Annotated in this window: 24 protein-coding genes and 1 tRNA gene; 13 read left to right on the plus strand and 12 right to left on the minus strand. The window is 68.0% G+C overall.

What is annotated here, in order from left to right; genetic code table 11:
• Nucleotides 1-9: 9 nt before the first annotated feature.
• The 3 genes from ACZ5IQ_RS00110 to ACZ5IQ_RS00120 all read right to left on the minus strand — a co-directional run bounded on the left by ACZ5IQ_RS00110 (nt 10) and on the right by ACZ5IQ_RS00120 (nt 3,663).
• The gene (locus ACZ5IQ_RS00110) at nt 10-1,548 is read right to left on the minus strand and encodes a PP2C family protein-serine/threonine phosphatase (RefSeq protein WP_464480626.1); all 1,539 of its coding nucleotides are present in this window, start codon (nt 1,546-1,548) and stop codon (nt 10-12) included.
• Nucleotides 1,545-2,012 carry an FHA domain-containing protein FhaB/FipA gene (locus ACZ5IQ_RS00115; RefSeq protein ID WP_064859211.1) on the minus strand — a complete coding sequence of 156 codons (468 nt, stop codon included), beginning with the start codon at nt 2,010-2,012 and terminating at the stop codon, nt 1,545-1,547. Before ACZ5IQ_RS00115 ends, ACZ5IQ_RS00110 begins: the two co-directional genes overlap by 4 nt.
• A 124-nt stretch (nt 2,013-2,136) precedes the next feature.
• The gene (locus tag ACZ5IQ_RS00120) at nt 2,137-3,663 is read right to left on the minus strand and encodes a DUF3662 and FHA domain-containing protein (protein ID WP_133425703.1); all 1,527 of its coding nucleotides are present in this window, start codon (nt 3,661-3,663) and stop codon (nt 2,137-2,139) included.
• 276 nt (nt 3,664-3,939) lie between these two features.
• On the opposite strand from ACZ5IQ_RS00120, the gene ACZ5IQ_RS00125 reads away from it, so the two are divergent.
• The 7 genes from ACZ5IQ_RS00125 to ACZ5IQ_RS00155 all read left to right on the plus strand — a co-directional run bounded on the left by ACZ5IQ_RS00125 (nt 3,940) and on the right by ACZ5IQ_RS00155 (nt 8,138).
• Nucleotides 3,940-4,022, plus strand: a tRNA-Leu gene (locus ACZ5IQ_RS00125).
• 135 nt (nt 4,023-4,157) lie between these two features.
• Entirely contained in the window at nt 4,158-4,613 is a 456-nt protein-coding gene (locus tag ACZ5IQ_RS00130) for an SRPBCC family protein (protein ID WP_133425704.1), read from the plus strand.
• Between the two features lie 106 nt (nt 4,614-4,719).
• Nucleotides 4,720-4,914 carry a hypothetical protein gene (locus ACZ5IQ_RS00135; protein WP_212807820.1) on the plus strand — a complete coding sequence of 65 codons (195 nt, stop codon included), beginning with the start codon at nt 4,720-4,722 and terminating at the stop codon, nt 4,912-4,914.
• Between the two features lie 121 nt (nt 4,915-5,035).
• The gene (locus ACZ5IQ_RS00140; RefSeq protein ID WP_212807821.1) at nt 5,036-5,443 is read left to right on the plus strand and encodes a hypothetical protein; all 408 of its coding nucleotides are present in this window, start codon (nt 5,036-5,038) and stop codon (nt 5,441-5,443) included.
• Between the two features lie 58 nt (nt 5,444-5,501).
• On the plus strand, nt 5,502-6,335 hold the full coding sequence (locus ACZ5IQ_RS00145; protein WP_212807822.1) for an SDR family NAD(P)-dependent oxidoreductase: 834 nt from the start codon (nt 5,502-5,504) through the stop codon (nt 6,333-6,335).
• 29 nt (nt 6,336-6,364) lie between these two features.
• A complete protein-coding gene (locus ACZ5IQ_RS00150) occupies nt 6,365-7,420 on the plus strand; it encodes a DUF6670 family protein (protein WP_212807823.1) in 1,056 nt (351 codons plus the stop codon).
• A gap of 70 nt (nt 7,421-7,490) precedes the next feature.
• A complete protein-coding gene (locus ACZ5IQ_RS00155; RefSeq protein ID WP_371824501.1) occupies nt 7,491-8,138 on the plus strand; it encodes a TetR/AcrR family transcriptional regulator in 648 nt (215 codons plus the stop codon).
• Here the strand turns inward: ACZ5IQ_RS00155 and ACZ5IQ_RS00160 are convergent.
• Both ACZ5IQ_RS00160 and ACZ5IQ_RS00165 read right to left on the minus strand, forming a co-directional pair.
• Nucleotides 8,135-8,632, minus strand: coding sequence for a nuclear transport factor 2 family protein (locus ACZ5IQ_RS00160; RefSeq protein ID WP_061000052.1), 498 nt, complete (start codon nt 8,630-8,632; stop codon nt 8,135-8,137). The genes ACZ5IQ_RS00155 and ACZ5IQ_RS00160 overlap by 4 nt on opposite strands.
• A complete protein-coding gene (locus ACZ5IQ_RS00165; protein WP_212807824.1) occupies nt 8,629-9,495 on the minus strand; it encodes an LLM class F420-dependent oxidoreductase in 867 nt (288 codons plus the stop codon). The genes ACZ5IQ_RS00160 and ACZ5IQ_RS00165 overlap by 4 nt, the downstream gene beginning before the upstream one ends.
• Before the next feature lie 78 nt (nt 9,496-9,573).
• On the opposite strand from ACZ5IQ_RS00165, the gene ACZ5IQ_RS00170 reads away from it, so the two are divergent.
• Genes ACZ5IQ_RS00170 through ACZ5IQ_RS00180 form a run of 3 tightly spaced genes read left to right on the plus strand, consistent with a single transcriptional unit; the run spans nt 9,574 to nt 11,536 of the window.
• The gene (locus tag ACZ5IQ_RS00170; RefSeq protein WP_212807825.1) at nt 9,574-10,404 is read left to right on the plus strand and encodes an SDR family NAD(P)-dependent oxidoreductase; all 831 of its coding nucleotides are present in this window, start codon (nt 9,574-9,576) and stop codon (nt 10,402-10,404) included.
• Between the two features lie 2 nt (nt 10,405-10,406).
• On the plus strand, nt 10,407-11,009 hold the full coding sequence (locus ACZ5IQ_RS00175) for a TetR/AcrR family transcriptional regulator (RefSeq protein WP_212807826.1): 603 nt from the start codon (nt 10,407-10,409) through the stop codon (nt 11,007-11,009).
• A gap of 11 nt (nt 11,010-11,020) precedes the next feature.
• The gene (locus ACZ5IQ_RS00180; RefSeq protein ID WP_212807827.1) at nt 11,021-11,536 is read left to right on the plus strand and encodes a nuclear transport factor 2 family protein; all 516 of its coding nucleotides are present in this window, start codon (nt 11,021-11,023) and stop codon (nt 11,534-11,536) included.
• Between the two features lie 9 nt (nt 11,537-11,545).
• Here ACZ5IQ_RS00180 and ACZ5IQ_RS00185 read toward each other — a convergent pair whose 3' ends face one another.
• The 3 genes from ACZ5IQ_RS00185 to ACZ5IQ_RS00195 are packed head-to-tail and all read right to left on the minus strand — an operon-like array spanning nt 11,546 to nt 13,802.
• Nucleotides 11,546-11,872, minus strand: coding sequence for a hypothetical protein (locus tag ACZ5IQ_RS00185; RefSeq protein ID WP_212807828.1), 327 nt, complete (start codon nt 11,870-11,872; stop codon nt 11,546-11,548).
• A 25-nt stretch (nt 11,873-11,897) separates the two neighbouring features.
• Nucleotides 11,898-13,262, minus strand: coding sequence for a neutral zinc metallopeptidase (locus ACZ5IQ_RS00190; RefSeq protein ID WP_212807829.1), 1,365 nt, complete (start codon nt 13,260-13,262; stop codon nt 11,898-11,900).
• A gap of 3 nt (nt 13,263-13,265) precedes the next feature.
• Complete coding sequence (locus ACZ5IQ_RS00195) at nt 13,266-13,802, minus strand: anti-apoptotic protein (protein ID WP_212807830.1); 537 nt, start codon at nt 13,800-13,802, stop codon at nt 13,266-13,268.
• Between the two features lie 232 nt (nt 13,803-14,034).
• On the opposite strand from ACZ5IQ_RS00195, the gene ACZ5IQ_RS00200 reads away from it, so the two are divergent.
• Both ACZ5IQ_RS00200 and ACZ5IQ_RS00205 read left to right on the plus strand, forming a co-directional pair.
• Nucleotides 14,035-14,766, plus strand: coding sequence for an LpqN/LpqT family lipoprotein (locus tag ACZ5IQ_RS00200; RefSeq protein ID WP_212807831.1), 732 nt, complete (start codon nt 14,035-14,037; stop codon nt 14,764-14,766).
• Between the two features lie 4 nt (nt 14,767-14,770).
• The gene (locus tag ACZ5IQ_RS00205) at nt 14,771-15,172 is read left to right on the plus strand and encodes a hypothetical protein (protein ID WP_212807832.1); all 402 of its coding nucleotides are present in this window, start codon (nt 14,771-14,773) and stop codon (nt 15,170-15,172) included.
• Between the two features lies 1 nt (nt 15,173).
• On the opposite strand, the gene ACZ5IQ_RS00210 is transcribed toward ACZ5IQ_RS00205, so the two are convergent.
• The 4 genes from ACZ5IQ_RS00210 to ACZ5IQ_RS00225 all read right to left on the minus strand — a co-directional run bounded on the left by ACZ5IQ_RS00210 (nt 15,174) and on the right by ACZ5IQ_RS00225 (nt 21,095).
• On the minus strand, nt 15,174-18,260 hold the full coding sequence (locus ACZ5IQ_RS00210; RefSeq protein ID WP_464480627.1) for a BTAD domain-containing putative transcriptional regulator: 3,087 nt from the start codon (nt 18,258-18,260) through the stop codon (nt 15,174-15,176).
• Between the two features lie 103 nt (nt 18,261-18,363).
• On the minus strand, nt 18,364-18,960 hold the full coding sequence (locus tag ACZ5IQ_RS00215; RefSeq protein ID WP_464480628.1) for a DUF3592 domain-containing protein: 597 nt from the start codon (nt 18,958-18,960) through the stop codon (nt 18,364-18,366).
• Between the two features lie 160 nt (nt 18,961-19,120).
• A complete protein-coding gene (locus ACZ5IQ_RS00220; protein WP_061000084.1) occupies nt 19,121-20,290 on the minus strand; it encodes a S1C family serine protease in 1,170 nt (389 codons plus the stop codon).
• A 361-nt stretch (nt 20,291-20,651) separates the two neighbouring features.
• A complete protein-coding gene (locus tag ACZ5IQ_RS00225; protein WP_464480629.1) occupies nt 20,652-21,095 on the minus strand; it encodes a hypothetical protein in 444 nt (147 codons plus the stop codon).
• Between the two features lie 222 nt (nt 21,096-21,317).
• On the opposite strand from ACZ5IQ_RS00225, the gene ACZ5IQ_RS00230 reads away from it, so the two are divergent.
• Nucleotides 21,318-22,949: a metallophosphoesterase gene (locus tag ACZ5IQ_RS00230; protein ID WP_318985910.1), complete on the plus strand. Its 1,632-nt coding sequence runs from the start codon at nt 21,318-21,320 to the stop codon at nt 22,947-22,949.
• Nucleotides 22,950-22,987: the final 38 nt, after the last annotated feature.

Genomic DNA, 22,987 nt, shown 5'->3' on the forward strand with positions numbered 1-22,987 from the left:
CTCGGGCCGTCATGATGCGTTCCGGCAGTTGGTGCCCGGCTCCTGAGGTGGCGGAGGGAGTGCCGTGGCCGTCGGGGACGGAGCCGCGGGCGAGGTCGGGGCAGGCGCGGGGCTGGATGGGTTGGGAGCCGGCGCCGGGCTGGGTGCCGGTGCGGGGGCCGGAGCGGCCGTCGTCGATGCGGGGGCCTCGGGACCGGGGGCCGGCCCGCGCGGCGGCTGCGGCACCACCGACAGCGACGGTGCCGGCGTAGGTGCGGGAGGCGGCGGGGTGGCGACGGGCGGCGCGCACACCGGGAGCAGCGAGGCGCGGCTGAGTTCCTTGAGCTGACGGATCGCGTCGTCGACGGTGCCGGTCGGCAGGCCGGCGGTGACCTGGGCGCGGCCGGACTCGCGCAGATCGGCGACCTTCATGGGTTGGCAGCCCGCCCGGGTGTCGTCGACGCCGATGATCGTCATGTCCGAGTGGCTGTCCAGACACGCCAGCAGGTAGGGCTCCTGCAGCGGCAGCCCGAGCAGCGAGCCCGGCACGCCGCGCATGATGTAGACCGAGCCGTTGTGGCCGGAGACGTAGTAGTTGCTGCGGATCAGGTAGCGCCCGACGGCCAGTCCGCTCACGAGCAGCAGGATCAGCAGGATCGCGCCGATGATCAGATTGCGCCGGGTGTGCTTCTTGCGCTGCGGTGGATCAAGTTGTGCCGCAGGCTTTTTCGCGGCCGCTGCCACACGCTTGGGGTTGAAGGCGGAGGCGCGTCCGGCCGCGGTGTTGGGCGGCAGGGTGTCGTCGTCCTGACCTGACACCGCGCCCGCCAGGATGGGTGCGGTCTGGCCGTACTCGTAGTCGACGACGTCGGCCACCACGACCGTCACGTTGTCGGGGCCGCCGCCGCGCAGCGCCAGCTCGATGAGCCGGTCGGCGCAGTCCACGACGTCCGGGATCTGCATGGCGGTCTGGATGGTCTCGTGGCTGACCGGATCGGACAGGCCGTCCGAGCACAGCAGGTAGCGGTCACCGGCGCGGACCTCGCGCATCGTCAGCGTCGGCTCGACCTCGTGACCGGTCAGCGCCTTCATGATGAGCGAGCGCTGCGGGTGACTGTGCGCCTCTTCGGCGGTGATGCGGCCGTCGTCGACCAGGGTCTGGACGAAGGTGTCGTCCTTGGTGATCTGGGTCAGCTCGCCGTCGCGCATCAGGTAGCCGCGGGAGTCGCCGATGTGCACCATGCCCAGCCGCGTCCCGGCGAACAGGATGGCGCTCAGCGTGGTGCCCATGCCCTCGAGCTCGGGGTCGGCCTCGACGTGCGCCGCGATGGCGGCGTTGCCGTCGTGGACGGCGTCGTTCAGCTTGGCCAGCAGATCGCCGCCGGGTTCGTCGTCGTCGAGGTGCGCCAGCGCGGCGATCACCAGCTGCGAGGCGACCTCGCCCGCGGCGTGGCCGCCCATGCCGTCCGCCAAGGCCAGGAGGCGGGCCCCGGCGTAGACGGAGTCCTCATTGTTGGCGCGGACCAGGCCGCGGTCGCTGCGCGCGGCATATCGGAGTACGAGTGTCACGGGCGCAGCTCAATTACCGTCTTGCCGATTCGAACCGGCGTTCCCATTGGAACCCTTACCGCCGTCGTCACTTTCGCCCTGTCCAGGTATGTACCGTTGGTCGATCCTAGGTCTTCGACGTACCACTCGGAGCCTCTCGGCGACAGCCGGGCGTGCCGTGTCGAGGCGTAGTCGTCGGTGAGCACCAGGGTGGAGTCGTCGGCCCGGCCGATCAGCACGGGCTGGCTGGTCAGGGTGATCCGCGTGCCCGCGAGGGCGCCTTCGGTCACCACCAACTGGCGCGCGTACCGGCGTCGGTCCCGGTTGGGCAGCAGGGTGCCACGGAACGCCAGGCCGCGCCGCACCATGACGGCTCCGGTGGGGGCGTAGATGTCGGTGCGCAGGACGCGCAGGACCGACCAGATGAAAAGCCAGAGCAACAGGAGGAAACCGACCCGCGTCAGCTGCAGAACTAACCCCTGCATCCGACGTCCTCTCCGTTGCCGCGTCGAGGCTGGGCCCGGTGCCCGGTAGCCGTCGGCATCGTCACGATACTTTGGCGCTCACCGGCCGGTGCGAACATCATCCGGCCGGTGACAGAAACCGGGCTCAGTGAACGCGGACCACGATCTCGGAGTGACCCACCCGGATGACGTCGCCGTCGGCCAGCTGCCACTCCTGCACCGGTGCGTTGTTGACGGTGGTGCCGTTGGTCGAGTTCAGATCCGAGAGCAGCGCGGTGTGGCCGTCCCAGCGGATTTCGAGGTGCCGGCGCGAAACGCCGGTATCGGGCAGACGGAACTGCGCGTCCTGGCCGCGGCCGATGACGTTCGCGCCTTCGCGCAGCTGGTAGGTGCGGCCGCTGCCGTCGTCGAGCTGGAGGGTGACGTTCGCGCCCGCGGCGCCGTAGCCACCGCCGTAGCCGCCGGCCGGCTGACCGTAGTCGGGCTCGGCGTAGCCGGCGCCTGCGCCGCCACCGTAACCCTGGTCGCCGTAGCCACCCGGGGCCGGCGGCTGACCGTAACCCTGATCAGCGGGGGCATGACCGTAGCCCTGATCGGCCGGCGCCTGGCCGTAACCCTGCTGCTGCGGCTGGCCGTAGTTCTGCTCGCCGTAGCCGCCCTGGCCGTAGCCACCCTGCTGCTGCGGCTGGCCGTAGCCGCCCTGCTGGCCGCCGTAGCCCTGGTCGGGCTGGCCGTAACCGCCCTGCTGGGGCTGGCCGTAACCGCCCTGGCCGTAGCCACCTTGCTCGGGCTGGCCGTAGCCGCCCTGCGGGGGCTGGCCGTAGCCGCCCTGCTGGCCGCCGTAGCCCTGTTCGGGCTGCTGGCCGTAACTCTGCTGGCCGTAACCCTGCTCGGGCTGGCCGTAACCATGCTGAGGACCGACGGGCGGCGGTCCGGGAGGACCACCCTGCGGGCCGCCGAAGCCGCCCTGGCCGTACCCCGACGGGCCGGCGCCGTAACCGGCCTGCTCAGGCTGGCCATAGCCAGCCTGCTGGCCGTATCCGGGGCCACCCTGCGGCGCGCCGTAGCCGCCCTGCTGGCCGTAACCCTGCGGGGGCTGGCCGTAGCCTCCCTGGCTCGGGTCCTGCGGGTACTGCTGACCGCGCTGCTCGTCGGGCTGCCGTCCGTAGTCGTACTCGTCGCCTGGCTGGCCCTGTCCCGGGCCGGGACGGTGGGTCGGGTTGTCAGTCATCGTTGGTACTCCTGGTTCTGCGGTGTGCACGCGGTCGCTGGGTGCCGGCCGCGGTGGCCCGGCGGTTGAGTCGGGGTTGACCGCGCCGTGGGCGCGGAATTGGCCGGTATGAAGGCCAGGTGACGGCTCAAACCTGACGACCACCTCACCATACGTTTGCCATCCCCGCTCATGGACGAATCCCTCAAGGTGTTTGGCAAAAGCACTGGGTGTGAGGTCAGGATCGGCGTTCACCTTCTCGAAATCGGTGTTACTGAGCGTAATGACGTATTCGTTCGGTGCCAAAATACGGCCGCCACCGACATCACGGGCACCGGATTCGGCTTCCCGCTGGAGGGCGGCCTCGACTTCCGGGGGTGCGATCGACCCCCCGAAGACGCGGGCAAAAGCGTCTCCGACCGTGGTCTCGAGCTTGCGCTCGATCCGGTCGACCAGACCCATGTCCCCCTGCCTCGCTTCGTCTCGGTGGTCCAGATGTGATGTGCGCGATAACCGCGGACACCACTGTTACGCATGGTATCGGCCTGACCTTGCAATACGTGACCAACAGAATCGTGAGAATTCGAAAGCCGCAGGTCAGGAGGTGGCCGGCCGGCACGCGGACCGGCCGATCGCGGGATTTCGCGGTCGTGGCGGGCCGAATTGAGCCGTATCGGGTGGTCAGGCGCGGATTTGGAGCCGGGGGTGGGGGTGGTGATACTCTCTCCCAGTTGTTTGGGGCGAGTGGCGGAATGGCAGACGCGCTGGCTTCAGGTGCCAGTGTCCTTCGGGACGTGGGGGTTCAAGTCCCCCTTCGCCCACACAACAAAAGCCGCGAATCCGGTTCGGATTCGCGGCTTTTGCATTTATCGGGTGTTGTGGTGAGGCCCGTGTAGGCGATCCAGCCGAAACAAGAGGGTGACCTGCCGGGCGGTACCGATCGATAGGATCGCGCCATGAAGGGTTCGGTTACCGTCCACATGAACGCGCGGGCCGATCAGGTCTGGAATCTGATTGCCGATATTCGCAACACCCCGAAATACTCGCCCGAAGTGTTCGAGTCGGAATGGCTGGACGGAGCGACCGGACCCGCACTGGGCGCGCTGTTCCGCGGTCACGTCAAGCGCAACGAGATCGGGCCGATCTACTGGACGACGTGCCGGGTCACGGCCTGTGAGCCCGGGCGCGAGTTCGGTTTCGCGGTGCTTGCCGGCGACAAGGCGGTAAACAATTGGCACTATGCCCTGGCGCCCGCCGGTGACGGCACGGATGTCACCGAGTCGTTCTGGATGACGCCCGGCCTCCTCGACACCGTGTTCGGCATTTTCGGCGGCCAGCTGCGCACCCGGCGCAACATCCGGGACATGAGGACCACGCTCAACCGCATCAAGGCCGAGGTCGAGTCCGTCTGATCCGCCTGCGCGCAGGAAAGTGAACAGCGCGCTCCGCCCCCGGTATGAGGACGGAGCCGTCCCCAGCACGATGCCCAGCCGTGGTCTCGGCTCGTAGGGTTCGTCGATGACTGCATTCTCCTGCCGGCCGAGCCTGGCCGCGGTCGTCCTCGTACCGCGAACTCGATTCCGGCGCAACGTAATTGGAAATCCCACCTGGGCGGCCCGGATCGCCGCCGCGCGGGCGCACACCGCGCATCGGGGACGTCCCGACCTGCTTTTCGAGGAAGCGGCCACCGAGCGCGAGATGTACCGGCTGTAGCCCCCGCTGGCGGGCCAATCTGTGATTCGTGCGAGGAAACGGCCCGCTGGCGTAGGAAGCACTTCCCCGACCGCGTCGCCCGCGCTCACACTCGGTGCACGAGCTGCGGAAGGGGATCGGCATGAGGACAGAGATCGTCCACGAAAACCCGGCGCCCTTCTGGATCGCGCCCGGGACCGGTGTCGACTGGCGGACGGCCGTAGAGGCGACGGCGACGGCGGCGGCGCGGCACGTGCCGTCGGCACTGCGGTGGACAGCCGAGGTCGATGATCGCGGGACGCACCACCGCAGCGAGCGGTACGACATCTCGGAGCAGTCGTTGCCGGGCCTGCCCACGTATGTATTGACCGGCTATGGGCTGGATTACCTGAGCGACAGTGTGGACTTTCTGAAGTCGGTCGCCGCCGGACACTACGACCGGATGACGCGCCGTCAGCGCTGGCGCGGGTTGGTCCCGCATACCGCGGCCGGTGATCACTGCGAACCGCCGCTGTGGATGGGCGGCTCGGGCATCACCGGCCGAGGCTGAAGTAACCGAGTGGTAATATCGGCGACGTCCCGGTGAGAACACCGTGTGGGAGGAAGCCATGTTCATTCGTAATGCCGTGATGGACTTCGTCCAGCGCCGCACCCTGTTGCCCGAGCGACTCGACGCCGTGCTGGCCGGCCCGGGACGTGACGTCAGCGACCTGACGATCGTCGTGACGGGCGCCTCGGCCGGTATCGGCCGGCAGGCCGTCACCCAGCTCCGCGCGCGCGGTGCAACCGTCATCGCCGTCGCCCGCCGGGAGGACGAACTACGGACGCTCGCCGCCGAGACCGGATGCTCTTGGCGCACTTGCGATCTGGCCGACCAGGCGGCCACTGCCCGGCTGCTGGCCGACCTCGCCGACGAACGCGTGGACGTGCTGGTGAACAACGCCGGACATTCGATCCGCCGCAGCATCGCCGACGCCACCGACCGGCTGCACGACTATCAGCGCACGATGTCCCTCAACTACCTGGCTGCTGTTCAGCTGAGCCTGGGGCTGCTGCCGGGCATGATCGAGCGTGGCCGCGGTCAGGTCGTCAACGTCTGTACCTGGGGCCTGCACGCCAACACGTTCCCGCGCTTCTCCGCGTATGCCGCTTCCAAGAGTGCGCTGGCGATCTTCGGCCGCAGCCTCAATGCCGAACGGCCCCACCCAGGCATCAGTGCCACCAATGTCTACTTCCCACTGGTGCGCACCGAAATGATCGCGCCCACAGCCGAATACGAGGATGCCCCGGCACTGTCGGCGGAAGAGGCCGGACGCTGGATCGTGCGGGCGGTCACCCATCAGCCGGTGGAGGTCAGCCCCGCGGTGCTGCGCGCGGTCCTGCCGACCATCGACCTCATCTCCCCCGCCACGGCGGACCGGGCTCTCGCCGCCCTCACCTAGTCGCCGATCCCACGTCAGACAAGGACTCCATGAAGACGCACCCGATCTCCCGCGCGCTGTCGCGTGTCGTCATCGACGGCATGCTGCCGCTGGTCGACAGTCGCCTGCCGGCGTCGCGCCTGCCGTTCGACGCCCCGGAGATTCTCCGGCCGCATGACCTCTCACGTGCCTGGGGCGTCACGCATTTCGGTGTGTTCGTGCCGGACCTGCCCGAGCCCTACCGCTATCTCAACACCATGACGCTGCTGGGTGCGTCGGGCGCCGAACTGTTCGATCTCGACCACCTGGCCGCCGCCGACGCGCGCGACACCACCACGGTCTTCTCGTCGACCGCGCATGCGGATCAGCGGTTCTATCGGGCCTACGACATGAGCGCGGACTGCTGGTTCACCGCCGATGCCCGCCGGCTGCGCTGGGCCGAAGACCTGGCCATCAACGTGGCCCTGCCGCACGTCGTCGTCCGCGGCCGTTATCCGCAGTTCGACGTAGACCTCAAACTGAATGTCACAGCACAGGTTTCGTACTTCGTGAAGTCGCCGATCTATGACCACCTGAGCCTGCTCGCGCCCTACACCGGCACGGTCGACGGCGTCGCGGTCAGCGGTCTGGGCACCTTCGAGTACGCGAGAATCCGCACGCACCAAGCACTTACGCGCCGGCCGATACCGGCCCAGCTGAAACTGCCGCTGGATTTCTTCACCTACCAGATCATCAATCTCGACGAGCGCACGCAGGTGTTGCTGACCGACGTCCGGGCGCGGGGCCGGACCGCCTGCAAGCTGGCCCACGTGCGGGTGCTCGGCGGCGAGACCGAGGTCTACACCGACGTCCACTTCGCGGTCACCGAGTACGGCGAGCCGCTCGTCGACGATCGGGGCAACACGATGCGGAGGCCCCGCAAGTTCAAGTGGTCGGTGCGTGATGGCGACCGGGAAATTCTGGCGCTGATCGGCACTGTCGACGCGCCGTGGCGCCTCGGGCACGGACCGGGATACGTGACGGCGTACTCCTATACCGGTACCTGGGGTACCGGATCGGTCTCGGGCAGTGCATATCTGGAGTGGATCGACGTTCAGCCGGACTGAATTGCCTGTTCGTCCCAGGCAACGGTCAACTCCGGGGCAGAGGTGCTGCGGGGCTGATTAGGCTGTCCCGATGACCACGCGCCCCGTCACCGGCAGGACCGGTACCAAAGGTGTGCCGCGCGGTGAGCGTGAGCAGCTGATCGTCGAGGCCGCCATCGCCGAATTCAGCCGTGCCACGTACGCGGGCGCGTCCCTGGCCGCCATCGCCGCGCAGGCCGACGTCTCCAAGACCCTGATCATCAGTTACTTCGGTTCGAAAGAGGCGGTCTACGCCGCCTGCGTGACCAAGATCGGCACCCAGATCGAGCACGCCGTCGCCGACGCGCTCAACTCCCCCGACCACTTGGCGGGGGCCGGCGCCGCCGCTGGCGAGCCCGTGCTGGCCGCCATCTTCACGACGTTCGAGGGGCACCCGGGCGACTGGCATGTGCTGTTCGACCGGTCGGTCCCCCACGGCCCGGCGCGCGATGCCGCGCGCGAGCAGCGGACGATCCTCCGCCAGCAGGCGTTCGCCGGGGTATCGCGGTCCCTGGGCAGTGTCGGCCTGACCGATCCCGTCGACCTGGTGGCTGCCACCGGCGTCTGGGAACACATGGTGTCGGCGCTGATGCTGTTCTGGCGCAATCATCCCGAGGAGTCCGCCGCGGCGATGGTCGCCCGGGCCCACCGCGTCCTGGCGGCCATGGCCGGGCACACGCTGGACCGGGTGCGCGGCTAGGCCGGGAGCCGTCCGGCGATACCGTCCGACAGCAACCTGCGGGGCCTCTCGGTTCCGTCGAGCAGTCGCGTGACGCGTTTGACGATCTGCCAGCCGTGCGGCGCCCCGGTGGCCCGGCGAAGGTGGAAGTGGCTGACGCCGGCCCGGATGGGTTCGTAAGTCGTTGTGCGCCTGAGCAACAGCGTCGACTCGCAGACGGCGACCGCCTCATCGCCGTCGACGGTGACGACGGCGGGACTCAGGAAGTGGGTGCAACCGGTGGTGATGAAATCCTGGTGACCGGGTGAGCGCACCATGGCCGCGACGTCGGCGGGCCCGGTCATGAGCCAGTTCTCGACGTCGTAGACACCGTCGGGCGCCCACATCGCGGCGACGGCGTCGGCCTCGCCGGCGTCGACGAGCGGACCGTAGGAAGCGATCATCCGCTCGATGGCGCGTTCATCTTCTATGCGGCGCAACCGCGCTTCGAGCTCGGCCAGTCGCTGTTCGGTCATCTCGCCTCCGTGGTCAGCAGGTTCGTCAGATCTGCCAGGGCGCCGAGTTGTTCGCAGCAGTGCGCCGCGGATCGGGAGGCGATCACGCAGGTCGCGGCCGTCGCGCCGGCGTCCTCAAGCACGCCGAGTGCATCGAGTGTCTGCTGCGGCGCACCCATGGGATCCAGCGGCCTCGTGGCGAGCACGATGTCGAAATCCGTCGGAAGTTCCACGGTGGCAAGCATTGTCGAGATCTCGGCCGCGGCGAGGCCGAAGGGCATCCAGCCGTCGCCGAGCTTGACGGCCCGGCGCAGCGAACGGCGGGTCCGGCCGCCCACCCAGATCGGTACGCGCGGTTGCAGCGCACAGGGGTCCATCACGAACGAGTCGTAGTTGTAGTGATCACCCTGGTGCACTGGATGATTGGTGGGCAATGCCGTGCGCAGCGCGGCCATTGCCTCGTCCGCGCGGGCGCCCCGGTCGTCCCAGGCCGCACCCAGCAGGTCGAACTCCTCCCGCAGCGACCCGACGCCCACGCCCAGGATCAACCGGCCACCGCTGACCTGGTCGAGGGTGCCGTAACGCTTGGCGATCTCGAGCGGATGGTGGTAGCCCAGCACCAGCACCGAGGTGGCCAGCCGGATGCGGGATGTGCGCCCGGCGATGAAAGCCAAGGTGGCCAGCGGATCCCAGTACGTCGCGCCCCGGGTGGCCGCCACATCGGTCGGCACGACGACGTGTTCGGAACACGTCAGGTAGTCGATGCCGAGCAGGTCGGCGACGGCGGCGATCTCCCCGATCTCGGCGGCGCCGGCCGTCGCTTCCCACGCCGACGCGGTGGCGGGTACCTGGATCACCACTGGCGTCTGCAGACCTATCCGCATTTATGCGCCCTTCCGATCTGGCGTCTGGATCGGCTACCCTCGGACGCTGAAAACTAAAATGAATTTTAGATATGGGGCATGAACTTGTCTAGTGAGGACGCATTGCAGTTGCAGCAATACGGGCCGTGGGCCGTCATCGCGGGTGGCTCGGAAGGCGTCGGGGCCGAGTTCGCGGCACTGCTCGCGCGGGCCGGTGTCAACCTGGTGTTGATCGCGCGCAAGCCGGGGCCGCTGCAGGCCACCGCCACTCGCTGTCGCGAGTTGGGCGTGGCGGTGCGCGAGCTCACCGTCGACCTGACCACCGATGACGGTGTGGATCAGATCATCAGTGCCACAACCGATCTGGAGGTCGGACTCCTCATCTACAACGCCGGCGCCAACACCCACAGCGCCGAGTTCCTCGACGGCGACCTGACGGAGTTCCAGCGCGTCATCGACCTGAACGTCACCACCCCGCTGCGGCTGGTCCACCACTTCGGCGCGCCGATGCGCGAGCGTCGCCGGGGCGGGCTGATGTTGGTCGGCTCGCTCTCCGGGCACCTCGGCTCGGCGCGGCACACCGTGTACGGCGGGGTGAAGGCATTCAGCCGGATCTACGCCGAGGGTCTGTGGCTGGAGCTGCGCGAGCACAACGTGCACGTCCTCGAACTCGTCCTCGGCCTCACCAGGACACCGGCGATGGAGCGCGTCGGCCTCAATTTCGACGTCCCCGGCATGCCCGCGTCCGATCCGGCCGACGTCGCCCGTGAAGGCCTCGCGAATCTCGCGAACGGACCCGTGCACGTCATCTCGATGCACGCCGCCAGTCCGGCGGTCCACGCCACCACCGATCGCGACAAGGTGCTGCTGGCGTCACACGCGATGATCCAGAAGATGTTGCAGGGCACGCCCTCTGGGCCGGCGGTGTAGCCATGCCCCGCGCACCGCTCGACCGGGAACCGGCGACTCCCAGGACCCCCGCGCAGATCGACCGCTGTGACCGCATCCTCGCGACCGCCGCGCTCCTGGGGGCGCGGTACGGCCTCGAAGAGGTCCGGATGCAGGACGTGGCGGATCAGTCGGCGGTCTCGATCACCACCGTCTACCGCTACTACCCCACGAAGCATCACCTGTTCGCGGCGTTGCTGTTTCACCTCACCCAGACCGCCGCGCCGCCGGGTCCGTCGACGGGGCACCCGGTCACTGACGTCACCGAGTTCATGGCCGGCATCATCCGGGACATGCTGGCCCGTCCGCTACTGGCGCGCGCGATGATCACGTCGGTCAATGCCCGGCGCGCCGAGTCGACGGTCCGCGGCGACTACAACCTGCGGCGCAACATCCTCGGCGTCGCCGGGATCGCGGCGCCCACCGCCGACCAGACGCAGATCGCGCTCCTGATCGAGCAGTGCGCGTACGGCATCCTGTCGTGGGCCATCACCGGGGAGACGACGCCCGAGCAGGCCGAGCGCGACATGCGCCGTGCCTGCGAACTGCTCCTGGCGCCCTGGCGCCGACGAAACCGCACATCCTGAAAAGAGATCGAATGACCACCGACATCACCCTCGGCACCGGCGACCAGGCCTGCGCCATCGAGGCCATCAAGCGCACCTTCGCCCGCCGGCTGCGGTGCATGGATACCAAGCAGTGGGAGGTCTATCCGACGCTGCACACCGACGACGTCGTGTCCGAGACCTGGGATGGGTTGCCCGACAACAACAATTGGACGCCCACTGCCGGCAGTAAGAACCGCGTCGTCGGCAGGGAGGCACTCACGCGCGCCATTCGGTCACTGCTCGACGGCGGCACCACCGTCACCACCGTCCACCACGGTCACACCCCCGAGATCGAGCTGACCAGCGACACCACGGCCACCGGCATCTGGGCCATGGAGGACAAGTTGTGGTGGACCAACGGCGAAGCCGAAGAGCATCTCCACGGCTACGGCCACTATCACGAGCAGTACCGCCTGGAACACGGCCGGTGGCTCATCAGCTACCGCAAGCTGACGCGGCTGCGGGTCGACACGACGCCGCACTTCTTCGACTTCCTGAAGCGATAGGGTGCCCGCTCACTTGAGCTGACTGGCGGCATACTCCTCGGGCCGGTTCTTCTTCATCCATCGGCGCACCGGCCAAAAGATCGGCCACAGTACGGCGTAGATCACGCCGTACCCCACGTAGTAGATGATCCCGCACAGCGGCGCCGCGATCAGCCAGCCCGGGTAGATCAACAGCAGGCAGAACTGCGCAAACTGTTTGATGCCGGCGGGTTGGCCGTTGGCCATCGAGAAGAAGGCCTTCGGGTGCATCGAGTCCAGCAACCCACGCCATGCCGGGATCTTCTCTTCGACCGGCGTCTCGTCCGCGGCGACGGTGGTCTGGTCGGGCTGGGTCATGAAGGGGCTCCTTTGGCGAGGTATGTCAGAGGGTCAGGCAGGGCTTGGCGCCGTCGTACACCCCACGCCGGTATGCATCAATGCGTTCGGTCCCTTGGCCGTGGTGTTCGACGTCGCCGCGGTCGGTGCGGTAGAGCAGCAGGGCGGCGACGGCCTTGTCCAAGTCGCCCGGCGAGAGGCTGTATCTGCTGTTCGGGCGGTTGTGCAGCAGGATGCTGGCAGCCCACGAGCCGGCCAGGCAGTCGGCGCGCAGCGAGGTCTGTTTTGAGTCCTGAGGTTGACCCATGCGCATCAGCGCCGCCAGCCCGTACTGCGTTGCGATGAGCGTCGCTACCGAGAAATCGCCGCCGCTGTCATAGATGTCGGGCATCGTCTTGACGTTGTCGAAGCCGACGTAATCGTCGTCGACGCAGTAGTACAGCACCGAGCCCTTCATCGACTTGCCGCCACAGTCTGGTGCCTTGTCGGGATCGATCTTGCGTGGTGCTTTCAGTGGAGTCCAGTCGTATTTGCCGTCGGTCAGCTCCGGGATCAGCTGTGTGAAGTAGTCCTCGAGATCGTCTGGGACACCTTCGATTATCGCGTCGTACGGGGCATCGCCCCCGGCAGCTTGGTCGGCGGCATTGTTGAACGGCAGTTCGACCACCACCGGGTCACCGTTGCGATAGTCCGCACAGGACTTGGGGCCCTTGCTGAACCCGGTGCGGAACGAGCTAACGCGGTCGAATCCACTACCGTGCGCACTCAGATCGTGTTTGGCGGTACCCGGCTCGTCACGCAGGAACAGGAAACCGGCGAGGGCGTTGTCGAGATCGTCACCACTTGGGTTGTAGGTGTCTTTGGCGTGGGCGGCCCACGCTCCGGCAAAGCAGTCGGCCTGGATCTCCTTGGTCACTGTCTCGCCCTGGAAGTTCGCGCGGGCCTGGATCGCATGGCCCCACTCGTGGGCCAACACGAGTGGAATGACGAAGTCCCCGAATTTATTTCGCAAGTCGGGGAGCAGCCCCGTGGCATCCCAGGCCACGTCATCACCCTTGGAGCAGTAGAACGCGTTGCCGGCGACCTCCTCCGGAGAATCCGCGCACGGCGGCACCGGGCCCTTCTTCGGGTCCACGCCGTAAAAGCCGCCCGCGACCGGTGTGTAGTCCTTGCCGTACAGCTTGGGAAACTCGTCCTTCCAGTACGCCTGGATCTCGCCGATGGCTTGGGCAACGAGCTTGTTCACGGGATCTGAAGCGTCGCCGTGGATCTCGGCAGGCGGGGCCATGGGCTTGGCCGAAGCCGACGGGCCCGCCTGTGGATTCAGGTGCTTCTCGCCGCAGCCGGCGACGGTCAGGGTGCAGACCGCCAGGAGCGCAGATGCCCGCCAGAGGGCCCGGTGAATTCCCATCGGTTACGACGTCGGCTTGTCGTCGACCTTGAACCCGTAGTTCACGTCGGAGCCGTCGACCTTGTTGACGGTGACCGTGACGCCGTAGGTCTGGCCGCTGTCTTTGAGCTCGCAGCGCAGCGTGGCGCCGGGCGTGCCCTTCAAGTTCTCCGGGCAGGTCAGCGTTTCGGGCTTGGTGCCGAACTGCTGTCCCAGCTCCTCGCTGATCTGTTTGGCGACCTGGTCCTTGTCGATCGTCTGGACCATGTCGAACTTGACTTGCTCACCCTCGACGCTGGTGACCGTGACGTTGACGGTGCTGGTCTTGTCGCCGACCTTCATGGTGCAGTTGACCTCGGCGCCCTTCTGGCCCGCGAGGTTGTCGGGGCACGTCACCGAATCGGCCTTCTTGCCGTCGGCGCCGGTCATCTTTTCGACGATCTGGCTCTCGACGTCTTTCTTGCTCACCGACGGCGTCCCGCTGGAGCAGGCGGCGGCGCCGAACACGGCAGCCGTGATCGCAGATGCCAGAACGAGTCTCTGACACATCGTGTTGGTCATGTCGCCAACCCCTTCCGAGTTCGGGCGCCAGCCACCGGCGCCGCACTGATCGAGCGGACGGCAAAAGTTAGCGCCGCGGTGTTGGAATCCGGTTGGAAGTCCGCGCGGGTCCGGTTGGTGGCCGCCGTTCCAAGCGCGTGCGCCGCCGGGTTCAACGGAATTCCAATCGGCCGTCCATATCGTGGCGCCGAGGACGTGACCGGCGTCCGTCGTCTACCCCTGAGGAGTCACGATGCAGATGTCGCATCGGCCTGTTATCGCCGTTGCAGCCGCGGTCTGCCTGAGCATCACGCTGGGCGCTTGCGGAGGCGGAGACAAGGGCAAGAGCTCGACCAGCTCCAGTTCCAGCTCGTCGAGTTCGAGCAGCAGCTCGAGCGCGACGTCGTCGACGAAGGCCGCGCCGAAGCTGAAGCCGCGTAAGGCCGAGGAATCCGGCACGAATCCCACGATTGCCGACTACATCAAGGAAGAGAAGATTCAGGAAACGTCGATCCATCCTGGGGATCCGGGCGCGCCGGCTGTCGACATCGACCGCCCGACCGGCTGGGACAGCGCCGGCGAAGACACTCCCGACTACGCGTACGGCGCCCTCGTCTACACCGGGCCCGGCGCCCAGAGCACCGACTACACCGCGAACATCGTCGCGCTGGTGTCCCGCCTCGACGGTCCGGTGGACCCGGACAAATTGCTCAAGCTCGCAGGCGGTGAGGTGAAGAATCTCCCCGGCTTCGAGTCCGTCGGTGAGGAACCGGGCACCTCGGCCGGCTTCCCGGCGTTCCGCATCGCCGGCACCTACAACCTCAAGAGCGGTGGCAAGGCCGCCTTCGGGCAGGAGACGGTGGTCTTCAAGGGACCCGACGGCCTGTACGTGCTGCAGATCAACGCGACCAGCGACGAGAGCCAGGGCCACGAGCTGTTCGAGGCGCTGGACGCGGTGGACAAGTCTTTGAAGATCACCTTCTGACGAAATGGCGACGGCGCCACCCCGAACCAAGGCGTATCTGCTCAAGAGCCGTACCAACACCTGGTGGGTGAACGTCGAACTCGAGCTGACGGACACCCAGGTGCGGTGCCTTGCGTCCGAGTATTCGAAGTGGGTCGACGACCAGTTGGGCCTGACCGATTACCAGGCGAAGCTGTCCGCGGGTGAGGAGGTGGTGATCTTCGACTTCCCGCGGGACGCGGTGACGGTCACCTGGTTACGTCAGTTGTACCGGGGCGGCTGCGAGGTCAGCCGCGGGGACTCCCGCAAATGGGTTGTCTCGCTGGTGTATCCGTCCGGGTTCGGCAGTGTGCTCGACCTGATGACGGACCGGGCCATCTGGCGGCAGTGGCGCGAGGAACTGCCCGACCGGACCGCCAAGGCCTGATTCACACGGGCTCGACGGACTGGGCCGCCAGCCGTTCGGCGATGCCGCGGGCGAATGCCTGTTCGCCCGTGGCATCGGCGAGGCGGCCGGCCCGGTGCACCAGGGCACGGGCGCTGTCGGGACGGCCCTGGTGCAACTCGATGTCGGAGAGCAGGCACAGGAACATCGTGTTCATGACGGTCGTCCCGTCACAGGTGTATTCGTCGAACGCCTGGAAGGCGACGGCCGCGTCGCCCTCGCCCGAGCCGATGACCTGCGCCCAGACCCGGACCATGCGCGCGCATGCTGCCCATTGGGGGCTGCCCGCTGCGGTGAACTCGACGTCGACCTGGTCGGCCAGCTCGGCGATGCCGTCGGTGACACCGAGTACTGCCGCACATTCGACGTAGGTCAGCCGGGCGGCCAGGATGTTGAACACGTCGCCGCGGCTCTGCGCGAGATGCAGTGCGCGGCGGTGGTATTCGCGCATGGCATCGAGGTCGCCGCGGACGGCCTCGGCGATGGCCATCCAGCAGTAGACGCGGGGATGGAAGAAGTGCAGCGGATCGGTGACCGTCTCGGGCGGCGGGAAGTTGTCCATCATGTGCAGCCCGGTGCTGATCAGCATGTCGGTATGGCCGCGCAGCGTGTATTGCAGGATGTGCACGAAGTCGTTGACCAGACCGATCACCGGATCGCCGGACTTGTCGTACTGGTCCTGCAGGCCGATGGCGATGATCTCGACCTCGTCGATGCGGCCGTGCGCGCACAACAGCATGGACTGCAGCGCGATGGCGCCGTAGAAAGAGCGGCCCTTGACTTCCTGACCGATCTCGAAGGCCCGCTGGACGGCCGCGGCGGCCGACTCGCTGGCCTGCCCCTCGAGGATGTTCTTCGCCCCGGCCAGGTGCAGCCACAAGGTGGCCTGCCGGTCCAGGTGTTCGGGTTTGGCCGGCAGTCGGTCACCGATCTGCAGGGCGTGCTCGGCCAGCCCGGCGACGTCGTGGTAGGCGGACCGGTTCAGGGCCCGCTGGATGGCGATCTCGAGAATGCCAAGGGCCACATCGGGATTCAACTCGGCGCCGGCCCGCCAGGCATGGTCGGCGGTTGCGATGACGTGTTCGTACGCGGCGGTCGCGAGCGTGGCCGTCCGCGTGGTGGCGATCGCGGCGTGCACGCTGGTGCGGTCGGTGGTGGCGAGCTGCGCGATGAGCGCGTCGCGCACCAGGCCGTGGCTGAACCGGTAGGCGCCGGGACGGGCGGGCAGTTCGTCGAGCAGGCCGGTCTGATACGCCGGACGTAGCCGGCTCTGCACCGTCGAGACCGACAGGTCGACGATGTCGGCCAAGTCGGCGACGTTGAATTCGGGCCCGACGACGGCGGCCGCGCAGAGCACCCGACGGCAGGGCCGGTCCAGGACGCCGAGCCGGCGGCCGACGACACCGACCACGGCATCCGACAGCGCGGGATGGCCACGTTGCGGCGCGCCGTCGGTGTCCAGCGCCCGCGCCAGTTCCTTGATGTAGAAGGGGTTTCCGCCGGCTTGCTCCCAGACCTGTGCCGAGATGGCCGGCGGGATCGTGCCGCCCACCACCGCGTCGACGAGGTCTGCGGCGGCCGCGGGGTCGATGCCGTCCAGATGCAGGGTGACGGTGTCGTTCGACCGGACGATGCGCTCGAACGAGGACCGGTTCATGGGCCGGTCGTCCCCGAAGAAGGTCCAGTTGCCGATGACCTGGATGGGGACGCGCGGGAACTCTTCGGACAGCAGGACGAGGGTGTTGATCGAGGCGGGGTCCGCCCGTTGCAGATCGTCGATGACGAGCACCATCGGGGCCAGGGTCGACAGCTCGCGCAGTGCCGCGACGATGCGCTCGACCAGGGCGAATCCCGTTGGCGCGAACCGGCTGCCGGCGTTGAGGTCGTCATCGCCGTGCCATTCGGGAACCAGGGCGTTGACGACGCCGGGGGCCTCCCGCAGCACGGCCTTGCGGCCGGTGGTGCCGAGCTCGCCACCCAGTTGGCGCAGCAGCTGGATCCAGGTCCACAGCAGGGGCAGCTTCACCCCGCTCGGGTGGCCGGCCCAGGCCACGGCGATGCCCGCCGCCCGGGCGCGGTCGACGGCGGCCTGCGCCAGGGTGGTCTTGCCGATGCCGCTGTCGCCGGTCACGAGCGTCAGCCCGCCGGCGCCGCCGTCGGCCCGGCGCACCGCCGCGGTGACGGCGCCCAGTTCGGCGTCCCGGCCGACGAACGGCGGCGGCGCGGCCGGGTCCGGATCGGGATTCAGCACGTGCGGTGCGGGTGCGACGCGCAGTTCCGCGGCGCCGTCGCGAATCTTCTCGAACAGGGTCTGCAGGCCTTCGCCGGGCCGGGTACCGACCTCGCGGTCGAGTGTCGTGCGGGCCCGGTCGAATGCTTGGATGGCGTCGGCGGTGCGGTTGGACCGGTGTAGTGCCAGCATCAGATGGCCCCACAAGCGTTCCTGCAGTGGATGTTCCGCCAGGGCCGCCTCGATTTCGGGTACGAGTTCACCGCCGCCGCCGAGTTGCAGCGCCGCGTCGAAACGGGCCTCGATGGCGGTGGTTCGCAGGGCTGCGAAGCGGATGGCCTCGGGTGCGGCGAATTCGTGATAGGCGAACTCGCCGAACGGATCTCCGTGCCACAGTGCCAGCGCCTCGGTCAGCATCTCGACGGCGGCACCGGCCGAGTGGCGGATCAGCGCCGTCCGGCCTTTCGAGACAAGGCTTTCGAAGCTGACGAGGTCGATCGTGTCGCCGCCGAGCAGATTCAGCTGGTAGCCGTGGGGGTGGGAGGCGAGCCGTTGTCGCTGCGCGTCGCCCCGGCGGGCATCGGCGGTCTGGTCGGGCCCGACGTCGGCGCCCGGGTCGAGAACCCGGCGGAGGTTGGCCACATACGAGCGCACCGACGCGAGCGCCTTCGGCGGGGGCTCGTCACCCCAGACGGCGTCGATCAGGCGGTCGATGCTGACCACCGTGCCGTGATTGGCCAGCAAGACGGCCAGTACACACCGCTGCTTCGGTCCGCCGAGCGCTGCCGGCGTGCCGTCGACCCGGGCCGCTACTGCACCCGAGAGGTAGTACTGGGCCATTTCCCCCGATTCACAGCAAATTTGGAACTGGAGAGACGATACATCCGCGCATGACCTGCGGCAGCGCAGATGAACCTGGCAATCTGCTGGCGGCCGGGCCAGTTCAGAGGCGTTCCGGCCCGCGGCGGCGGCCGGCCCGGCTCACGATCCCGAATCCGGCGCCCACCAGCAGGAACGGGGCGCCGATGATGGCGAGCAGGGTCGGCAGGAACCACACCTGCCAATAGCTGTCGATGGTGGCGTCGTGCGGGTCGTCGGGGTCGTACCGGACGTCGACGTGTTCGCCCAGCTTGGCGGGAGGCGGATTGCTGCTGATCGAACTGAGAAAGCGGACGTGGGTTCCCGTGGAGGTGGCGAATTCGACACGCGCCCGGTAGCGCGGGCTGCTGCCGCCGCCGCTGGGCACCAGCTCGACGACAGTCCCGTCAGCGTGCCTGTCTGACGAATTCGATTGGGCGACAATCGCCGCGCAGACACCGGCCGCGACGGCCAACGACAGCCCGACGGCAAGGAACGCCTTCGCCAGGACGGGCGCCGCGGATGTCTTGGGTACGTCGGTGGTGCCGAGTTCCGTTGCGCCGGTGGTCGCCGGATGGGCGGGCGCGGTCCGGGCGCGGTGATTGCGCAGCAGCGCAATGAGGACGGCGATATCCACGATCACGATCACGGCGATCAGCGCCACGATGGACTCGACGCGCATGGCCCCTCCGGAGATGTCGACACGGAGAGGGTAGGACGGCGCGATTGGAATCCGGTTGGCGCGGCGATGCCCGGAAACGCCTGTGAGGGTTGTGTACGCGTATCTCGGGTTCGGCGTACACAACCCTCACAGGGATTGCGGGACAGGACGTGCGGGCGGTCTAGGCCTCCGTCTGTCCCAAGGTCACCTGCACGGAGCGCTCCGCTCCGGAGGGGTCGGCGTAGGTCACGGTGACGTTGTCACCGGGCGCCTTGGACCGGATGGCCGCGACGAGCGCTTCGGGACTGTCGATCGGCTGGTTGTCGACCTTGGTGATCACGGCGCCCTTGTCCAGGCCGGCCGCGGCCGCGGGACCGTCGGCGACAACGCCGGCCACGGCCGCGCCCTGCGCGCTGTTGTTGGCGGCCAGCTTGACGCCCAGCGAGGCGTGCTGCACCGTGCCGGTCGAGATCAGTTGGTCGGCAATGCGTTTGGCCTGGTCGACCGGGATCGCGAAGCCGAGGCCGATCGAGCCCGGCTGGGAGCCACCGGATTCCGGACCACCACCCAGCGAGGCGATCGCCGAGTTCACCCCGATCAGATTGCCGTTCATGTCGACCAGCGCACCACCGGAATTGCCGGGGTTGATCGCGGCGTCGGTCTGGATGGCACTCATCACCGACTGCTGGCCGGTCTGCTCGTCACCGGTGCTCACCGGACGGTTCAGCGAACTGATGATGCCGGTGGTCACGGTGCCCTGCAGGCCCAGCGGCGAGCCGACGGCGACCACGTTCTGTCCGACGCGCAGGTCCTTGGAAGAGCCGATGCTGATCGGGGTCAGGTCGGACACGCCCTGCGCCTTCACCACCGCGATGTCGTCGGCCGGGTCCGCGCCCACGACCGTGAAGGGCACGGTGCGCCCGTCCGCCAGCGTGACGGTCGCCTTGGTCTGGCCGCCGCCCGTCAGGCCGCGGGGCAGCCGGCCACTCGGGCTCAGCCCGCTGGGCAGTGAATCCTGTTCGGCGGCAGACTGATTGGCCTCTGCGACGACATGGTTGTTGGTCAGGATCAGGCCATCCGCGGTGAGGACGATGCCGGAGCCCTCGCCGCCCTGCTGGCCGGTCTGCACCTGCAGTTTCACGACGCTCGGCAACACCTTCGCCGACACCGCCTCGACGGAGCCGGCCGGCGCCGCCGGCGCGGGTGCGGAAGCCGTTGGCAGCGAGCGGCTCTGAATTCCGGCCGCGAGCGGAACCTGCGCCGTCGGCGCCACGCTGCCATAGTGATCGACCGCGGCCATGGTGCCGGCCGCGCCCGCCGCGATGGCTACCGCGGCGACACCGAAAGCCAGCAGCCCGGAGCGCGAGCGCTTAGCTGGCGCCGGCGGAACGGGCGCGGCGGGATACTGCTGCGGCGCCAGGTACGGAGTCCGAATCGGTTGGGTGTGGGCGTCCGATGCGTGGGGACGCTGGTAGCGGTCATTGCTCCACTGGACCAGTTTCTCCTGCTCAGCGGCGTACTGCCGCGACCAGAGGTGCTGGTTGTCGGGGGTCGGCTGTTCTGACGGGTGTCTCATTGGCGTTGACTACTTTCTCGAAACGTCGGTAAGACAGGCGTGCTCGCGCTTGATGTCTCCACCGTGCCGCCGCCAACTGAGGCGTTGCTGAGAAAGAGTTCGGGACAGCCCAAGACTTTTCAGATCACAAAAAGTGTCATTTCGGGTCGGTCGCGCGGATCCACGTGAGGGTGTTACCCCGCCCGACGTAGCTCAACTCCAGTTGTGCCCCGGTCACTTTCAAGGGCACGTAGAACGCGTCGAACGACGGCGCGGGACTGGCCCAGTGCAGCCACAACACACAGATGCCGTCATCGGGCAGCTGACCGGCGCCCGGCGTCTGGCCGATGGGCCGGACGCTCCAGGTGCCCGACTCGTCGCCCGCCCCGCGCGACCGCAGCGCACCGTCGGGCGCCAGCGTCGTGGTGGTCGGATCGTCCGGGCTGGTCCAGGCGCCGACGAACTGTTGTGCCGTGACCGATGTGCCCGGGCAGGCGGGTTCCCCGGGGGCAGCGGCGGCCGAGGGCATGCCGCAGGCGGTCAGCGCCACCACCAGTGCGGTGACCGCAGGTGCGGAATATGGCCATGCGACGCGACTCATGGCTTCAGCGTATGGCGCACAGACCGGACCTCGATGCCGTCTGCTTGGTTCCGGCGTCGTTGATCGCGATTCCGTGAACCCCGGCTGAACTTCGGCCCTGATTCCGGTGTCGGACTCGCCAGATGCTCCGTGCTGGGCCACGATCGACGGGTGCGTCCGACCCGACTGACCGTTGCCGGCGAAATCCCGGACACTGGTATCCCCGACAACTTGTCGACGACCATGACCATCGCCGAGCAGTACGACTGGCACCAGCAGTACCTGCGCCGGCACCGCGTATCGCGACGGAATTTCCTGCGCGGATCGGCGGCCGCCGCGGCGGTGGCGGCCCTGGGCCTGGCGCCGTTCGGGCGCCGTGCCTACGCACAGGACGCGCCGCTGAGCGTGGCCAACCGCCGGGTCGGTTTCGGCGGCGACGCGGACAGCCAGCTGCGGCTGGCCGCGCAGTTGTCGCGAAATCCCGGTGGCACCAGAGTGTTCGTCGACCACGGGCCCACCGATCAGTTGGGCGCGACCGTCGAGGCCGAGGTGCGCAACCTCGTCACGCAGATCCCGACCAGCGATCGCGGTGTCCTTGCGGCCGAGCAGTTCTACGCCCATGTTCCCGTCGACGGATTGCCCGGTGGCAGCGCGCATTTCTACCGGTGGCGCACCGAGGACGGCTTCGTCAGCGACGTGCGGTCGGCCAAGACGGCGATGCCCAGCGTGCGAAAGACATTGGCGCCGTTCCGGTTCACGATGATGGGTGACCAGGGCACCGATGACATACCGCGCCAGCCTGCCGGGCTCAAACGCGGCGACTACGACGACAGCTATTACAAGCCGGACAACGAGCCCGACGTCCCGCACACCGCCAACGTGTTCAATCAGATCGTCGCGTCCAACCCCGAATTCCATCTGCTGGCCGGGGATATCGCGTATGCCGACCCGTCCGGCGGCGGCAAGCCGCTGTCGTTCGTCCCGTCCGGGGGCAAGGCCGCGCACGGCTTCGACAAGTACAACCCGTTCGTCTGGGACGTCTATCTGGGCTCCATCGAGGCCAGTGCGGCGAGCACGCCGTGGATGTTCGCGACCGGTAACCACGACATGGAGGCCTCGTATCCGAGTCACGGTTACGGCGGTCACCTGGCGCGCATGGACTTTCCGGACAACGGGCCGGCGGCGTGCCCGTCGGTCTATTCGTTCACCTACGGCAACGTCGCGGTGCTGTCACTGGACGCCAACGACGTGAGCTTCGAAATCCGTTCCAACACCGGCTATTCCGACGGCACCCAGAACTCCTGGGTCGAGCGCACCCTGGCCGCCTACCGCGCCGACCCCAACATCGACTTCATCGTGTGCTTCTTCCACCACTGCGCGTACTCGACCACCGACTCGCACGCCAGCGACGGCGGTGTGCGGGTGGCCTGGTGCGAGTTGTTCGACCGGTATCAGGTCGATCTCGTGCTGCAGGGACACAACCACGTCTACGAGCGCACGGACCCGATCCGCGGCGACCGCCCCACCAAGGTCGCCGGCGACAATTCGACCGTCGACGCGGAAACCGACGGCACCGTCTACTACACGGTGGGCTGTGCCGGCCGGCCCCGATACGGTTTCCAGCCCGGGGAGCCCGAGAGCTACCGCGGCCACGAAGCTCCCGACACCTTCGTCCCGAACAGCTATGTCTGGACTGCTGAAGGGAAGAAGAAGGCGGAGGCGGTCGGCTGGTCGCGCGTGCGCTTCCGCAACTACGCCTTCATCCGCGTCGATGTCAGGCCCGGGCAGCTGCTGAGCGAAATGGACGTCACCGCGGTCGACGAACACGGCCGGGAATTCGACAAGGTCACCTATCGCCGCAGGGTGCGCGCGTAACCATTCGCTGGGCAGCGGACGCCCCCGCCTCTTATGGT

It is taken from the genome of Mycobacterium toneyamaense, from assembly GCF_055384815.1.

Coding starts and splice junctions, on each gene's coding strand:
- ACZ5IQ_RS00115 (WP_064859211.1), bottom strand. CDS start 2,012: ATGCAGGGGTTAGTTCTGCAGCTGACGCGGGTCGGTTTCCTCCTGTTG.
- ACZ5IQ_RS00120 (WP_133425703.1), bottom strand. CDS start 3,663: ATGGGTCTGGTCGACCGGATCGAGCGCAAGCTCGAGACCACGGTCGGA.
- ACZ5IQ_RS00130 (WP_133425704.1), top strand. CDS start 4,158: ATGAAGGGTTCGGTTACCGTCCACATGAACGCGCGGGCCGATCAGGTC.
- ACZ5IQ_RS00135 (WP_212807820.1), top strand. CDS start 4,720: ATGACTGCATTCTCCTGCCGGCCGAGCCTGGCCGCGGTCGTCCTCGTA.
- ACZ5IQ_RS00140 (WP_212807821.1), top strand. CDS start 5,036: ATGAGGACAGAGATCGTCCACGAAAACCCGGCGCCCTTCTGGATCGCG.
- ACZ5IQ_RS00145 (WP_212807822.1), top strand. CDS start 5,502: ATGTTCATTCGTAATGCCGTGATGGACTTCGTCCAGCGCCGCACCCTG.
- ACZ5IQ_RS00150 (WP_212807823.1), top strand. CDS start 6,365: ATGAAGACGCACCCGATCTCCCGCGCGCTGTCGCGTGTCGTCATCGAC.
- ACZ5IQ_RS00155 (WP_371824501.1), top strand. CDS start 7,491: ATGACCACGCGCCCCGTCACCGGCAGGACCGGTACCAAAGGTGTGCCG.
- ACZ5IQ_RS00160 (WP_061000052.1), bottom strand. CDS start 8,632: ATGACCGAACAGCGACTGGCCGAGCTCGAAGCGCGGTTGCGCCGCATA.
- ACZ5IQ_RS00165 (WP_212807824.1), bottom strand. CDS start 9,495: ATGCGGATAGGTCTGCAGACGCCAGTGGTGATCCAGGTACCCGCCACC.
- ACZ5IQ_RS00170 (WP_212807825.1), top strand. CDS start 9,574: ATGAACTTGTCTAGTGAGGACGCATTGCAGTTGCAGCAATACGGGCCG.
- ACZ5IQ_RS00175 (WP_212807826.1), top strand. CDS start 10,407: ATGCCCCGCGCACCGCTCGACCGGGAACCGGCGACTCCCAGGACCCCC.
- ACZ5IQ_RS00180 (WP_212807827.1), top strand. CDS start 11,021: ATGACCACCGACATCACCCTCGGCACCGGCGACCAGGCCTGCGCCATC.
- ACZ5IQ_RS00185 (WP_212807828.1), bottom strand. CDS start 11,872: ATGACCCAGCCCGACCAGACCACCGTCGCCGCGGACGAGACGCCGGTC.
- ACZ5IQ_RS00190 (WP_212807829.1), bottom strand. CDS start 13,262: ATGGGAATTCACCGGGCCCTCTGGCGGGCATCTGCGCTCCTGGCGGTC.
- ACZ5IQ_RS00195 (WP_212807830.1), bottom strand. CDS start 13,802: ATGACCAACACGATGTGTCAGAGACTCGTTCTGGCATCTGCGATCACG.
- ACZ5IQ_RS00200 (WP_212807831.1), top strand. CDS start 14,035: ATGCAGATGTCGCATCGGCCTGTTATCGCCGTTGCAGCCGCGGTCTGC.
- ACZ5IQ_RS00205 (WP_212807832.1), top strand. CDS start 14,771: ATGGCGACGGCGCCACCCCGAACCAAGGCGTATCTGCTCAAGAGCCGT.
- ACZ5IQ_RS00210 (WP_464480627.1), bottom strand. CDS start 18,260: ATGGCCCAGTACTACCTCTCGGGTGCAGTAGCGGCCCGGGTCGACGGC.
- ACZ5IQ_RS00215 (WP_464480628.1), bottom strand. CDS start 18,960: ATGCGCGTCGAGTCCATCGTGGCGCTGATCGCCGTGATCGTGATCGTG.
- ACZ5IQ_RS00225 (WP_464480629.1), bottom strand. CDS start 21,095: ATGAGTCGCGTCGCATGGCCATATTCCGCACCTGCGGTCACCGCACTG.
- ACZ5IQ_RS00230 (WP_318985910.1), top strand. CDS start 21,318: ATGACCATCGCCGAGCAGTACGACTGGCACCAGCAGTACCTGCGCCGG.